This is a genomic window from Aureimonas phyllosphaerae, from assembly GCF_047943035.1.
Lineage (GTDB): Bacteria > Pseudomonadota > Alphaproteobacteria > Rhizobiales > Rhizobiaceae > Aureimonas > Aureimonas phyllosphaerae.
The window spans coordinates 2,042,235-2,056,096 of the sequence record NZ_CP181348.1 but is presented as its reverse complement, the minus strand read 5'-3'; the positions used below and the strand labels follow the sequence as shown (position 1 = coordinate 2,056,096).

The window sequence follows — 13,862 nt, the reverse complement described above, 5'->3', positions numbered from 1 at the left end:
GCGGTCCAATCTTGGCCGGCGCCCCGGAGGCCGCCGGCCGAGACTGGAGCCTTCGCTCAGCCAGCCTCGCTCAGTCGTTCGGCCTTGTCGAGATTGTCCTTGCCGATGACGATCGGCGTCAGGAGAACCTGGGACTGTGCGGGCTTCGTCTGGTTGCGGGCGAAATCCACCGCGATGCGGACCGCAGTGCGGGACTGCTCACCCGGAAACTGCTCCACCGTGCCGGCGAGCTTGCCGTCGCGCACAGCCGCCAGCGCTTCCGGCAGCGCGTCGAAGCCGTAGATCAGGACGTCCGTGTGGCCTGCCGCCTCGCACGCCTCCATCGCGCCGAGCGCCATGTCGTCGTTGGCGCAGACGATGACGTCCGGCTTGCCGTGGGCGGTGAGACCGGCTTCCGTGACCGAAAGGGCCTCGGCCCGCGCGAAGTTGGCGGTCTGCTCGAAGACGATCTGATACTTGTCCTTGCCGTCGAGGATGGCATGGACGCCCTTGTTGCGGTCGATTGCGGGCCCTGCGCCCGGCTGACCCTGCAGGTGGAAGATCTTGGCGCCGTCGGGCCTCGCCGCGATGATGGCGTTGGCCTGCGCCTCGCCGCCCTTGGCGTTGTCGGCGCCGACATGGGCGAGGATCCCGTCCACGCCGTCGACGCGCCGGTCGATCGTCACCACCGGGATTCCGGCCTGAACGGCCTGCTCCACGGCGGGCGCCAGCGAATTGACGTCGAGCGGAGAGATGACGATCGCGTTGACCTTCTGGACCACTGCGGCCTCGACGTCGCCCGTCTGCTTGGGCGCCGAGTTCTGGCCGTCGCTCTCGATCAGCGTGATGCCGCCGATCTCCTGCGCCTGCGCCTTGATCTGGTTCAGCATGTGGACGAAGAACGGAAAGCTGAGGCTCGGCACGGAGCCGAGAATGGTCAGGGGCGCGGCCTGCGCCCAGCTTCTTCCGGCCGATAGGGCGACCACACCCAAGGCAGCCGACGACAACAGGAACGAACGCCTGTTCATGATGTGAACCCTCCCGTTTGCGCCGCCGGCCTCCCGCTCTTCGTCGGGTCGGTCCGGGGACACCTCACGGTATCACGCACACGTGTCGGTGCAAGTGGACTTCATTGATCGTTAAAGGCTGCCTTGAGACGCCTAGGCCAGTTGGAAGGCTGCCTGTGGACGGCTGGGTCCGAGACGATTTTCCGGATGGCGCATTTCACCATTCCCGCGATCATGTCGCACGATAGCGGCGTTGGTCCTGAACGTTGCCTCGAGTGTGCAGGCATGCTTCGCCATCGGCCGATTGCGCGACGACCCGGAGGAACCAGACGATGAACTCATCCGGGTCGGACAGGATCCCCATGGATGGAGCCGGAGACCCGGCGAGCGCGGCAACCCGATGCTGACGCTTCACACGATCGATGGCGGAAGGCTGAAGCCTTCGGGCAGCGACTGCTCGCACATGCCTGACGGTCTGGTCTGGATCGACCTCCACGATCCGACGCGAGACGAAGAACAGGCCGTCGAGCGGATGCTCGGCATCGAAGTCCCGACCAAGGACGAGATGGCGGAGATCGAGGAGTCGTCCCGGCTTTACGAGGAGGATGGAGCACTCGTCATGACGGCTGTCCTCGTCCAGGCGACGGGACGGACCCAGCCGGGCCGCACGCAGGTGACATTCGTTCTGACGAGGCGGTGCCTCGTCACGGTTCGCTATGCCGATCCCCTGCCGTTCCGCGCCTTCGAAGCGAGGCAGGCGAAATCGTCGGATGCGCATCTTTCGTCCGAGACGGTGTTCGGCGCCCTTCTCGAGAGCGTGCTGGAGCGCATCGCCGATCTTCTCGAGGCCACGGAGACGGAGATCGGCGAGGTGTCGACCGCGATCTTCTACGGCGACGAGGACGTGCGCAAGGCGGAGGAGCGCTCGACGGTCCTCCGCCACCTTCTGGTGCGCCTCGGCCGGAAGAACCGTCTGCTGGCGATCATCCGCGAGAGTCTTCTCAGCCTCAACCGGCTCGTCCTGTTCGCGCGGCCGGGGGCCCCCTGGATCCAGGACGCGGCGCTCCAGCGGCTCGAGTCGGTCGAGCGCGACATCCGCTCGCTATCGGAATACGAGGCGCGTACGGAAGCCGAGATCGCATATCTTCAGGACGCGACGCTCGGGCTCATCAACATCGAGCAGAACACGATCATCAAGGTCTTCTCGATCGCCGCCGTCCTGTTCCTGCCGCCGACGCTGGTCGGCACGATCTACGGCATGAACTTCGAACATATGCCCGAACTGTCGTGGCGGATCGGCTATCCGATGGCGCTCGTCATGATGGTCGTCTCGGCCGTCGTCCCCTACTGGTGGTTCCGGCGCAAGGGCTGGCTGTAACCGGCAGGCGGGAACAGGCGCGAGGTTTCGCAACGCTGGCGGACAGCCTGCAGCCAACGACGGGTTTCGAGGTCGCACCACCCCGGATCGGTCGCGGCGAAGCAGCCTTCATCGAGAAGCGAAGTCCGCAGACCGAACCAGCGGCACCATTTGCTGGATCATCTCTGGCGCAGTTGTCGCGGCGATTTTTCAGGAAGCCGCCGCAACCGCTCTTGTTCGAAAACCGCCAATCCCACGACGCAACGGTGAACATCTTCCATTCGTGATCTCGACCCAAGAAACGCCGGGCTTTCGACATCCGTGGAGACTGCCGTCGTATTCCGTTAACGTGTCATAAAATCCGGTTAAAATCTGCCCTCTGCGATTCAGTCGGGAGCGATAAGATTCCGGCACTCCACCAGCATCGAGTCTCGACTCACATGGCGGTGGATGCGGAATGATAATCACGGCGTTGTCCGGCAGCGAGTTGTCTGCGCTTCGATCGATGAGAAGCATCGACCAGCAGATCGCTCTTTCCAAGGCCCGTCTGGCAACGGGTCTACGCGTGACTGGCCCATCGACCGATCCATCGCTCTGGCGGGTTTCGACAGAGTTTCGATCGCGAGCGTCCGCTCTTTCGGGGCTTCGTGTCGATCTCGACCGAGCCCATGCCCTCGCCGCCCGCGGCGCGAATGGATTGAGCCGTACGCGGGAAGCGCTGCAGGCCATTCAATTGCTCTTGGCGAGGGCGAAAAGCAGTCCCGCCGATTCCTCTACCCTCCGCGCCCAATTGAGATCGGCGGTCGAGAATCTGCGCGTGATAGCCCAGCAGTCCACACTGTCCGGAACCAGCATCCTCACCGGATCGGCCGATGTACTGACGTTTCCGGCTTCGATGCCGGGCGAGGCCACGCGCTATACGATCGAGTTGGACAAGGGCCGAACCGTTCTCCTTGGCACAGGATCCGGGGAGGCCATCCTCGAGACCCCTTTCGATCTCTCCGGGCTTTCCACCGTTTCGAGTGCGAGTCCGGCCCTGCTCGGCCTTTCCGGAACTGCGACGACCAACCCGGGTGCTGACGCATTCTCCGTGCCCGCGAATGGCCTGGCGGGCGCGAACGTCGATGCGACGGCTGGCGTCCGCGCTCGCGCGGCGACCAGCGCCTCCTTCAATCTCGGAGTCCTGAACGCGGCAGCGCTTGGAAGCGGCGACCGAGTCCAGTTCGAACTGACGGTGGACGGCGTACGCCGGGCGGTGACGCTGGTTCTGCCGGCGGCCGGCGATCCAGGTTCCCTTGCCTCGGCTATGCAGGCAGCCATCGATACTGCGATGGGAGGGGGAAAAGTGCGCGTCTCGACGGAGACTGACGGCTCGATGACCTTGACCACGGCCAGTACGGGCGCGAGCGCCAGCCTCGGCGTGGCAAACGTTGCGATGCTGGACGGAAACGGAAGGGTCACCGGAAGCGGTGGCCTGAGCCCCCAATCGGCCTACAGTTCGACCCAGGCAACCATCGGCGGGCAAGTTCGAACATATGATGGCCTGGGCAGCTTCAGCCTGTCGAACGTCGATACGACGGATCGGCTCCGCCTGCAGATCGACGCGCTCTCAGGTGGGCAGACCGGCTCCGGCACCATCGAAGTCAAGCTGGTCGGGGTGACGGACACGGCGTCCATGGCTGCCGCCATCGACGCTGCCATCAGTCGCGATCCGACCTATGGCGCGTATGTCGGCGCCGCCGTCGTCAACGGCGAAGTCGCCGTGTATCTCAAGATCAACGGCAACATCCGGGTGTCGTCCATAACCGGCATCGATGGCGATGGTACGGCCGTCGCCGATCCCCGTCTTCGCACGGGCTCCTCGAGTGGAGCGGCTGGAGTGAGCGGGACGAACGCGGCCATCACCACCGGATCGGATTTCGAAGGGCCGCTCACCATTGAAGACGGTGGAACGCTTCACTTCGATCTGATCCGCAACGGCAGTGCTGCCACGGTCAGCATCACGAAGGCGGACGTCGACGACGCTCTGGGTTCAGATGCCGGTTACGTTCCATCGAGCGGCACGATCGCCGATGCGAACGCGTTCTCGCGCGTCGTCGCGAGGGCCATCCAGCGCGCCGGTATCAGCGACGTTTCGGTGGCCACATCCGGGCAAAGACTGCGGCTCACATCGACGGGCCCTTCAGCCGACGGCGACACCTTGGAGATCGCGAACGTCCAATCGCCGGTCGTTGCGGCGAGACAAGCCACTCTCACGACCGGAAGCGATTTCTCAGGTTCCGTGGTTCTGGATGCGAGCCAGTCAATCGCGTTCGAGCTCTCGGTCGACGGGCAACAAGGACCCTTGATCACGCTCGATCGCAGCACGATCGAGGCGGTTCTCGGCGAGGACAGCGGATACTCCCCGGGACGCATCGACAGCGCCGACCAGCTTGCCCGCGTCGTGCAGCAGGCGTTCATCGATGCCGGAGTCGGGGGAGTGAACGTCGCCTCGTCTGCAAGCCGCCTTCAGTTCACGAAGACGGTTGCCGGGCTTGGAAGCCTTACGATCACCAATGTCACCCTTCGCTCGGGACCGGCGCTTCCCGACGGCACCAGCCTCCTCACGCTCGATCGGACAGTGGGCGCACTCGGCACGTTGGAGCGAGAGCATTTCCTCGAGCACATCGGCGCTATCGCGTCCAATATCGACGCAATCGTCAAGCGGGTTTCCGAGGCTGAGGACTATGTGGGAGTTGTCGCCTTTCAACTCCAAACCCAGTCAAACTTCAGCTCTCGACTGGAGGGCATCTATCGAGATGCCTTCAAAGACATTACCGAGATCGACCTGAATGCCGAGCAGGCGAAGCTGAAAGCGCTGGAGGCGAGGCGCGAGCTGCTGAAGCGCTCCATGGCGATCATGAACGCATCGAGGCAGAATTTGCTGCTGCTGTTCCAGGACTGGAGCCCTTCCAGTCGGACGGAATAGGGCCGCAGCGATGGTGCCGAGCGCGACACTGGTCTGCCCCAGCTCGTCGAAGGTTCCAACGTCCGGAGGACGTGTAGCGGCTCTCCAGTGGCGGATCGGGGAACGCAAACCCGCGGCTGCGCTCCCGTCACGCGATCCAACCGCCGCAGTTGGCCGACAACCCGTAAAGCGGCAGTGCTCCGTCGGCATATAAAGTCTAGGGATTTGGAACAGAGCGTTACGACATCGGCGGCTACAGTATCTTCACGAACCATAGCTTCCTCGACACGACCTCCGTCGAGCGCCGTGTAGTGCACGTCGGCAATTATGCCGACATTTCCTTGGAAGGGACAGGGGATGACTGGTTCGAGGGCAAGAACGTTCGAGACCGGTACAGCGGCAGCGATGGTCACGAACGCACGGCTGCCGTCACCCTCCCGAAGCTGCTGTCCGCATCGCCCCTCTCTGCCAGTAAGGGCTCCCTCCGGTTCCGCCGACGTTGGAACCGGAGCGCGTCCGTCTAATTCGCGCTGACAGTTGCCTGCGTGGCGGCCTCGTCGATCACGTCGGCAACCACTTTCGGCTGCGTCAGGTAGACGGCATGGCTGGTGGGGACGTTCGTGACCCTTGCGCCGATGCGCTTGGCCATGTCCTGCAACATTCGCTGATCGAAGGCCTTGTCGTCCGTGGCGATCACGGCCCAACTCGGCAAGGTGCGCCAGGCGGCGTGCTCCAGCTTGGTGGCGAAAGCCGACATGTTGATCGGCACCTGCGCATCTCGCAGGAACGCGGCGTCGGCCTCGGTCGCACCGGCTGCGAACCCGGCCGCGAACGCGTCAGGCTTGATGTAGCCGTAGCCGTCTTCCCCCGTCTCGATCACGAACTCAGGCGGGGTCGTGTATCCCGCATACTACTGGGCTGTGGTCTCGCCCGCATCCGGGGACAGCGCCGAGACGTAGACGAGGCCGCGCACCTTCGGATGCACGCCAGCCTCGGTGATGACCGTACCGCCCCAACTATGCCCGACAAGGATCGCCGGCCCGTCCTCACGGTCCAGCGCCCGCCGGGTCGCGGCAACATCGTCCGCCAGCGAGGTCGGTGGGTTGTGGACGATGGTCACGCGATAGCCTCGCGCCAAGAGGTCCTCGTAGTCACCGCGCCAGCCCGAACCATCGGCGAAGGCCCCGTGGACGAGGACGACGTTCTTCACTGGCGCAATGTCGGACTAAGCCTTCGCGGGCAGTGCTCCAGCGTTGGCAATGGCGGCGACGGTCGCAAGGGCGGCGTTCAGGAGCGTCTGGATCATGGGTCGGACCTTTCGAGCAGGTTAACGTGAGGGAGAACCGTTATCGCGATATCTTTCTGGATGACATCGCCGCCCGTGTCCGGCATATTGTTATCGCGGTATACGTCTCGGTGACCTGATCCGCTAGAATTCCAGCAGGAAAATGTCCCGAATGACCAAGCTCGCCAACCCGCCCGTCGCGCTGGAGTAGCTGCTCTGCTTCGCCATCTACTCGGTGGGGTCGCGATCCAGCGTGCCTATAAACCCCTTCCCGACGAGCTGGGGCTGACCTATCCGCAGTATCTCGTCCTGAACGTCCTATGGCGGCGGGACTCCCAGACTGTCGGAGCCATCGCCCAGAAACTCGCCCTGGAGTCGAGCACCCTGACCCCGATCCTCAAGCGGCTGGCGGGCGCCGGTCTGGTGCACAGAACGGTGGATCCGGCGAACGGGCGGCAGGTCATCATTGCCCTCACAGACGAGGGAAAGGCTCTGCGATCTCGAGCGGGGTGTCTCGGCGACACGCTGCTCGAGGCCTCGGGGCAGACGCCCGCTGTGCTGGCACGGCTCAACGGCGAAATCAACCAGCTTCGCGCTGCGGTCTACGATCATATCGGCGAGTGGTCGGTATTGGACACGACAACCGACACGGCTTGAGCCGAACGAGCGCTTCGAACCGTCGTCCCTTCGCTGGCGGACGCGTCACGGATCCGGCTTCGTCATTTCAAGCACTGCGGTCGTCGAATGCCTGTTGTGCCCGGGTGATCCGCTCGTGGTTGTCGACGGCCCAGGCGCCGATGGCCTGCACGGGATCGAGGAGGGAGCGGCCGAGCCCGGTCAGCTCGTAATCGACCCTTGGCGGGATGGAGGGCGTGACCGTTCGCGTGACCAGGCCATCGCGCTCCAGCCCGCGCAGCGTCAACGTCAGCATCCGCTGCGAAATGCTGCCGATGGAGCGCTTGAGCTCGCTGAAGCGGCGCGGTCCAGAACCAAGCTGCATCACCACGAGAACTGACCATTTGTCGCCGATCCGCGCCAGCACGCCGCTGACGGTCTGGCAGCGGCTGGGCTCGTGCAGTTGCAGTCTGGTGACATCCGTGTGCGCGGGTTCCAAAAATGTGCCTCCTTGCGGCGTGCCGAGACGGTCATCTAATGGGCGCCAGTATCAAATCGATACCGCTATCGCAAAGGCGCCCAGGATGAAGCTACTCCACCTCGACTCCAGCATTCTCGGCGACAACTCGGTCAGCCGAACCCTCTCGTCCGCGGTCGTCGAGCGGCTCCGTTCAGCCGCGCCCCAAATCGACGTCACCTACCGCGATCTCGTCGCCGATCCGATCGGACACCTGACGGGTCGATATCTTGCGGGTCAGAACTCCGACGTCCAGCACGACCAGGCCTTGCAGGAGGATCTGGCGCTTGGCGGCCGCGTTCTCGAGGAGTTTCTCGTCGCCGATACGGTGGTGATCGGCGTCGCTCTCTACAACTTCACCGTGGCAAGCCAGTTGAAGGCCTGGATCGACCGCATCCTCGTCGCCGGCAAGACGTTTCGCTACGGCCCGAACGGTGCCGAAGGACTGGCAGGCGGCAAGCGCGTCGTCCTGGCTGTCTCCCGCGGCGGTTTCTACGGCGCAGGCACACCGCACCAGTCCTTCGAGCATGCCGAAACCTACATGCGCACCGTACTCGGCTTCATCGGCATCACGGATCCAGAGGTCATCGTGGCCGAAGGCATCGCGATCGGTCCAGACCAACGACAGGCCTCGATCGCAAAGGCCCTGACGGAGATTGCCGAACTCAAGGTCGCGTAGCGCCTTTCAGCCCTCGGATCCCGATTGCCGCGCGACACGTCGCCCATCCGGCACGCGCCGCAGCACGGGAGGAATGGGTAGTGGTTCACGAAAGCCCACTCTCCTCGTATCATGTGGGGAGCGGACGATCGGCGGTCTCTCCGAGCCTTCTATCCAGTATGCCGCGGCGTTCGCCCCCGATCGCTCGTGCGAATGACCGATGCAAGTCAGGTTGCGGAAGCCCCGTGCCTCATCTCGGGGGCAGGCTGACGCGCTGCCCGGTTCGGGCCGCCTGCTTGATGGCGGTGATGACTTCGAGGGTCCGCAGGCCCTCGCGGCCATCGACGAGCGGGGCCTCCTGACCCCGGATCACCGCGGCGAAATGGCGGATCTGCAGCGCCAGCGGATCCCTGGCGACCACCCCGAGCCTTGACCGCTGGAGAGGCTCCCACCAGCCGGGTCTTGCATCGTTGAACCAGACCTCGAGCTTGGGAAGCGACAGCGAGCCCGCAGTGCCGGCGAGGAGATAGCAGGCCTCGTCGGCGACGGGATAGGCGGGGTTCTCGCCGGTGGTCATTTCCCAACTCCAGGGCGCGACGACCGTGTCGCAGACCGAGACGGTCGCAAGCGCTCCGGAGGCGAATTCGAGGATGATCGCAGAGGTTTCCTCGACCGCGTTCCCGCGCACCGCGTTGGACTCGACGGCCTGCACCGCGACGACCTCGCCGATGAGGTATCGCAGGTTGTCGACGTCGTGGATGAGGTTGAGGAAGACAGGGCCGGCTCCCGCCTCGCGCCGCCAGGAAAGGTCGAAATAGTCGTCGGGTTTATAGAGCCAGAACAGGGCATTGACCGCGACGATGCGGCCCAGCCGACCGGAGGAGACGATCTCCCGTGCCGCGCGCATGATCGGGTTGTGGCGGCGGTGATGACCGACGAGGAGCGGGACGCCGGCTCTTTCCGCTGCGGCGACGAGACGCTCGCCTTCCGCAAGGTCGTCGGCGATCGGCTTTTCCACCAGAAGCGGGATACCGGCCGCCACCGCTTCCAGGCCGTTCTCGACATGGACCTGGTTCGGCGTCGCGACGATCACCCCGTCCGGTCGCTCGGTCGCCAACACGTCGCTGAAGCTCGCATGCCACCGCACGCCGTTCTCGGCCGCGACCTGACGCCCGGCATCCGTCGGGTCCACGACGACCACGAGTTCGGCGTCGGGTTCGGCGCGGACATGCTGGATGTGGCGGCGGCCGATCAGCCCCGCGCCCATGACGGCCAGTCTTACGGGCCGGGCCTCGAGCCCGCTCATCGCGGGGCGGCAGCCGCATGGAGCGCGGCGACGCGGCGGATCGCCAGTTGGTAGCCCTGCGTGCCCAGCCCCGCGATCACGCCATCCGCCCGCAAGGATACGTAGGAATGGTGGCGGAAAGCCTCGCGCTTGTGGACGTTGGAAATATGGACCTCGATCACCGGCGGCTCGAACGTGTTGAGCGCGTCGAGGATCGCGACCGAGGTATGGGTGAAGGCGGCCGGATTGATGACGATGCCGACCGCCGCCTCCCGCGCCTCGTGGATCCAGTCGATGATCTCGTATTCGCGATTGGACTGGTGGAAGCGGATCTCGTGTCCGAGCTCCGTCGCCAGCGCGCGGCAGTCGCGCTCGACGTCGGCGAGCGTCTCCGTGCCGTAGATGTGGGGCTGACGCTTGCCGAGGAGATTGAGATTGGGTCCATTGAGGACGAAGATCAGGCTCATCGGAGGGCTTTCCGGGTGTCTTGATGGAGCAGGATGCAGCGGGCCGTCAGGCGGCGCGGCAGAGGTCCGCGAAATGGCGGGTCATGCGGTCGGGATCGGGCGTCCGGCCGCAGAAGAGCTCGAAGGCCGCCGCTGCCTGATGCACGGTCATGCCACCGCCGGGCAGCGTCCGGCATCCCCGACGCTCGGCCAGCGCCAGAAGCTCGGTGACGAGCGGCATGTAGACGATATCGGCGACCCAGTGTCTGCCCTCCAGCCATTCCGGATCGATCGGCAGGCCGGGATGGGCGGGCATGCCGGTCGGGGTCGCGTGGATCAGGCCGTCCGCGGTAGCGAGCGCCTTGCCGACGTCGCCAATGGCCTGCGCACGCCCTGCGCCGAAGCGCCCGTTCAGGGCCTCGGCGAGCAAGCCGGCCCGCGCCGCGTCCTGATCGAAGACGAAAAGCCGGCCGATCCCGAGCTTCAGCGCCGCATGGGCGACGGCGACACCCGCCCCGCCCGCCCCCAGAAGAACCGCCGATCCCAGCGCGACGTCGGGCAACCCCGTGCGAAAACTTTGGAAGAAGCCGAACCAGTCGGTGTTGTGGCCGGTGCGGGTCCCGTCGCGGAACACCACGGTGTTGACCGCGCCAAGCATCGCCGCATCGTCGGAAAGGCTCGTCAGGTGCGGCAGCACGGCCTGCTTGTAGGGATGCGTGATGTTGACGCCCGCAAAGCCCCGACCCTCCGCATGCGAGAGGAGGTCGGGAAGGCTCATCGCGTCGAAGGGCGGGCGCAGCGTGTCGAAGAGGCTGTAGCGATAGTCCAGGCCCAAGGCGCGCCCTTCGGTCTCGTGGAGAGCCGGCGATTTGGAGAGCTGGATGTCGGAGCCGATCAGGCCGACCCGGACGGTCTGCGCGGTGTCACCCTCGGTGGTCATGCTGGCGTCCTCGTGGCGCGGATGGATATCGCGAGGCAGGGTGCCCCGCGTCGGGACGGCATGGAAGGAGCGGGCGTCGCCGACGCCCGTCTCCCCTCACCCGTTATTGCACCGTGAACGGGATGTTCGGAATCGACGCCGGGAACTCCGGAACCGGCACCTTCATCCACTTGGCGTAGACGGCGGCGTGCTCGCCGTTGGACTTGATCTTGTCGATGAAGGCGTTGATCGCCTCGTTCCAGTCCTTCTCGCCCTGACGCGTACCCGCGCCGTTGTAGACGGTCAGGAAGTCGATCTTGCGCTCGAATCGTCCGGGGGCCGCGGCGTCGAGGCGCTGGAGGTAGAACTGGTTGCCGCCGACGGCATCGACCTGGCCGGACAGAAGCGCCTGGATCGAGGCGGCGTCGTCGTCGAAACGCCGGATGGTGGCGACCGTGCCCATCATGTCGGTGGCAGCCTTGTCCTGCGCGCTCGACCGCGGCACGCCGATGGCGATGCCCGCCGCGTCTTCCGGCTTGGCGATGGTCTTGTCCTTCGGACCGTAGAGCGAGATGACGTTGCCGGCATAGGGCTTGGAATACTGAATCGCCTTCGCCCGCTCCTCGGTCATCGCCATGGTGGCGAAGAGGACGTCGACCTTGCCGGTCGTCAGCGCCGGGATGCGGTTGGAGACGGCGAGCGGGGTGAACTCCACCTCGACGCCGAGATCCTTGGCGAAGAGCCGGGCGATGTCGGCGTCGAAGCCGTCCTGCTGGCCGCTGGAGTTCACGAAGCCCCAGGGCTGGTTGTCGCCCTGGATGCCGACGATGATGCGACCGCGCGCCTTGGCCTCCTCCAGCGACGCTGCGTGGGCGTCGAGCGCGCCGAACACGGCGGCGAGGGCCAGGGTCGCGACGGCGGCCCGGCGCGCAAGCGCGCGTCCGCCTGCAAGAATTCCGATCATGTAAGTCCTCCCTTGTGTTGACGATGAGGTCGCCGCGCAGCGGCGGCGATGAAGTTCCGCAAGTCCCGCCCTCCCGGCCGGCCTCGCGCGATGTGCGGTTTCTATGGTTCGCGATTCCCGTCCATCACCCGTCGGGCGCAACGTGCCAGATTCGCCAGATGATCGGCAACGTCCCGACCGCCCACGATCGGAACCTCGACGGAAATCGCCACACTTCGAGGCGCGGCCGCGACGAGATCGGCCAGCGGCAGTTCGCCCTCGCCCGGCGCAAAGCGCCCGCCCCGTGCCTCGGCCACCATGGCTTCGGCCTGCGTTGGTGGCGGTCCGCCGACGTCGCAGAGCTGCAGCGCAGCGATGCGGCCCGCTGGTGCCCTCGCCACGTCCTCCGCTCGGGCCCCGTTGCGGAAGAAATGCAGGGCATCGACGAGAACGCCGGCATTCGCGCGGCCCGACGCCTCGACGACGCGCAGGGCAGAATCGAATGTGGCGACGGGCCGCCAGCCCATGTTCTCCAGATCGACGCTCATGCCGAAGCCCGCGCACAGGTCGCACACGGCACCGAAGGTCTCGACAAGACGGCCCTCCTCCGGGTCGTCGCCACACACGCTGAGGCGCCGGGCGCCGAGCGCCGCGGCACCTTCGAGCATCGCGGTCAGAGTTTCCGGCCGAAAGTCCGGCGACAGGACCACGAACTCGATGTCGTGCAGCGCGACGCCGTGGTCGTCGAGGGCTGCGCGCACGTCACGTGCAGCCGGGCTTCCGGCCGGCAGTTCGTAGAACGGCGCGCCCGGAAAGGCCGGGTGGAGGCGCAGGCCTACCCGCTGAAAACCGGCGGCGGCGGCAGCCCGAACGAAATCGACCGGAGCGAGAGTGATGGCCGAGAAATGCGCGACGCCGAGCGGCACGACGGGCCTCGTCATGCGATCCCCTTTTCCGCCAGATGTCGCACGAGATTGGCGCCGGTGCGCCGGATGTGGTCGCCGAGCTTGGCGCAGGCGTAGTCGACGTCCCGCGCGACGGCGCCCTGGCCGATCTCGCTATGCTCGGCCGCCACGTTCCGGTCGCCAGAGGTGCGCGTCAGGAAGGCCCGGCGATAGCGGTCGTTGAGATTCAGGAGAATGCCGCAGAAGTTGAGAAGGAGCGGCATCCGGCACCCCGAGATGAGAGTGAGGTGGAAGTCGCGATGGGCGGCCTCCCAGTTCTCGAGCGTCTCGGGCCGGGCCGGATCGCGCTCGGCGCGGTTGAGACGGTGGAGCGAGCGCATGACGTTGCCCTCCCATTCGACATCGCCGACCCGCATCGCCTCGCGCAGCGCAAAGGTCTCCATCTCGATGCGAAGGCTGGTGATCTCCTCGAGATTGGCGAGCGACAGGGCGGTCACCCGGTAGCCGCGGTTGTCTTCGAACTCGACGAGACCATCGGCGATCAGCCGCGCCAGCGCCTCGCGCAAGGGGCTGAGGCTGACGTTGAAGTTCTGTCGCGCGCGGTCGAGGTTGATCTTGGCGCCGGCCTCCAGCTGGCCGGAGACGATGGCCTCGCGCAGCCGGTGCACGAGTTGGCTGGCGATCGTGTTCTTGCCGTCATCAAGGAGAGGGCGGACGGCGGCGACGACCTGCCCTTCCGGCACGGCGCGGCCCGTCTCGTTCTCCCGATCGATCGACAAAGCCGCCAATGTCCCGTCTCACGCCTCACTTGTATCGACGATGGCTACGAAAAACGATTATTTCTGTCAACAGTTCTGCCGCTTCCATTCCTTTAGCGGATACGAGCATGGGTTCATTGAAGCGAAAGCCGCCTGAACACAGCTCAATCGTCGATGAACTGGCGGTGCCTTGACCTCGCAAACCTATCCCCGCGCACCTCCGCTATCATTAGGCCTTGAC

Annotated in this window: 11 protein-coding genes and 2 pseudogenes; 4 read left to right on the top strand and 9 right to left on the bottom strand. The window is 65.5% G+C overall.

Annotation, left to right across the window (positions count from 1 at the left end):
• Nucleotides 1-56 precede the first annotated feature (56 nt).
• The gene (locus ACLNGM_RS09585) at nucleotides 57-1,007 is read right to left on the bottom strand and encodes a substrate-binding domain-containing protein (protein ID WP_416358141.1); all 951 of its coding nucleotides are present in this window, start codon (nucleotides 1,005-1,007) and stop codon (nucleotides 57-59) included.
• Between the two features lie 442 nt (nucleotides 1,008-1,449).
• Here ACLNGM_RS09585 and ACLNGM_RS09580 point away from each other — a divergent pair, with 442 nt between their 5' ends.
• Both ACLNGM_RS09580 and ACLNGM_RS09575 read left to right on the top strand, forming a co-directional pair.
• Complete coding sequence (locus ACLNGM_RS09580) at nucleotides 1,450-2,364, top strand: magnesium transporter CorA family protein (RefSeq protein WP_416358140.1); 915 nt, start codon at nucleotides 1,450-1,452, stop codon at nucleotides 2,362-2,364.
• Nucleotides 2,365-2,800: 436 nt separating this feature from the next.
• Entirely contained in the window at nucleotides 2,801-5,311 is a 2,511-nt protein-coding gene (locus ACLNGM_RS09575; RefSeq protein ID WP_416358139.1) for a hypothetical protein, read from the top strand.
• A 499-nt stretch (nucleotides 5,312-5,810) separates the two neighbouring features.
• Here ACLNGM_RS09575 and ACLNGM_RS09570 read toward each other — a convergent pair.
• A pseudogene (locus ACLNGM_RS09570) lies at nucleotides 5,811-6,596 on the bottom strand (alpha/beta fold hydrolase).
• Nucleotides 6,597-6,786: 190 nt separating this feature from the next.
• Between ACLNGM_RS09570 and ACLNGM_RS09565 the strand changes: the two are divergent.
• Nucleotides 6,787-7,232 (top strand): annotated as a pseudogene (locus ACLNGM_RS09565) (MarR family winged helix-turn-helix transcriptional regulator).
• 67 nt (nucleotides 7,233-7,299) lie between these two features.
• Here the strand turns inward: ACLNGM_RS09565 and ACLNGM_RS09560 are convergent.
• The gene (locus ACLNGM_RS09560; protein WP_416358138.1) at nucleotides 7,300-7,689 is read right to left on the bottom strand and encodes a winged helix-turn-helix transcriptional regulator; all 390 of its coding nucleotides are present in this window, start codon (nucleotides 7,687-7,689) and stop codon (nucleotides 7,300-7,302) included.
• A gap of 85 nt (nucleotides 7,690-7,774) precedes the next feature.
• On the opposite strand from ACLNGM_RS09560, the gene ACLNGM_RS09555 reads away from it, so the two are divergent.
• Nucleotides 7,775-8,386: an FMN-dependent NADH-azoreductase gene (locus ACLNGM_RS09555; protein WP_416358137.1), complete on the top strand. Its 612-nt coding sequence runs from the start codon at nucleotides 7,775-7,777 to the stop codon at nucleotides 8,384-8,386.
• A gap of 229 nt (nucleotides 8,387-8,615) precedes the next feature.
• Here ACLNGM_RS09555 and ACLNGM_RS09550 read toward each other — a convergent pair whose 3' ends face one another.
• The 6 genes from ACLNGM_RS09550 to ACLNGM_RS09525 all read right to left on the bottom strand — a co-directional run bounded on the left by ACLNGM_RS09550 (nucleotide 8,616) and on the right by ACLNGM_RS09525 (nucleotide 13,606).
• Nucleotides 8,616-9,671, bottom strand: a complete 1,056-nt coding sequence (locus ACLNGM_RS09550) for a Gfo/Idh/MocA family protein (RefSeq protein ID WP_416358136.1) — start codon at nucleotides 9,669-9,671, stop codon at nucleotides 8,616-8,618.
• Nucleotides 9,668-10,117, bottom strand: coding sequence for a type II 3-dehydroquinate dehydratase (gene aroQ / locus ACLNGM_RS09545; protein WP_416358135.1), 450 nt, complete (start codon nucleotides 10,115-10,117; stop codon nucleotides 9,668-9,670). Before aroQ ends, ACLNGM_RS09550 begins: the two co-directional genes overlap by 4 nt.
• A gap of 46 nt (nucleotides 10,118-10,163) precedes the next feature.
• Nucleotides 10,164-11,036 carry a shikimate dehydrogenase gene (locus tag ACLNGM_RS09540; protein ID WP_416358134.1) on the bottom strand — a complete coding sequence of 291 codons (873 nt, stop codon included), beginning with the start codon at nucleotides 11,034-11,036 and terminating at the stop codon, nucleotides 10,164-10,166.
• 103 nt (nucleotides 11,037-11,139) lie between these two features.
• Nucleotides 11,140-11,979, bottom strand: coding sequence for a transporter substrate-binding domain-containing protein (locus ACLNGM_RS09535; RefSeq protein ID WP_416358133.1), 840 nt, complete (start codon nucleotides 11,977-11,979; stop codon nucleotides 11,140-11,142).
• A 101-nt stretch (nucleotides 11,980-12,080) separates the two neighbouring features.
• On the bottom strand, nucleotides 12,081-12,899 hold the full coding sequence (locus ACLNGM_RS09530) for a sugar phosphate isomerase/epimerase family protein (protein ID WP_416358132.1): 819 nt from the start codon (nucleotides 12,897-12,899) through the stop codon (nucleotides 12,081-12,083).
• A complete protein-coding gene (locus ACLNGM_RS09525) occupies nucleotides 12,896-13,606 on the bottom strand; it encodes a GntR family transcriptional regulator (RefSeq protein ID WP_416358422.1) in 711 nt (236 codons plus the stop codon). Before ACLNGM_RS09525 ends, ACLNGM_RS09530 begins: the two co-directional genes overlap by 4 nt.
• Nucleotides 13,607-13,862: the final 256 nt, after the last annotated feature.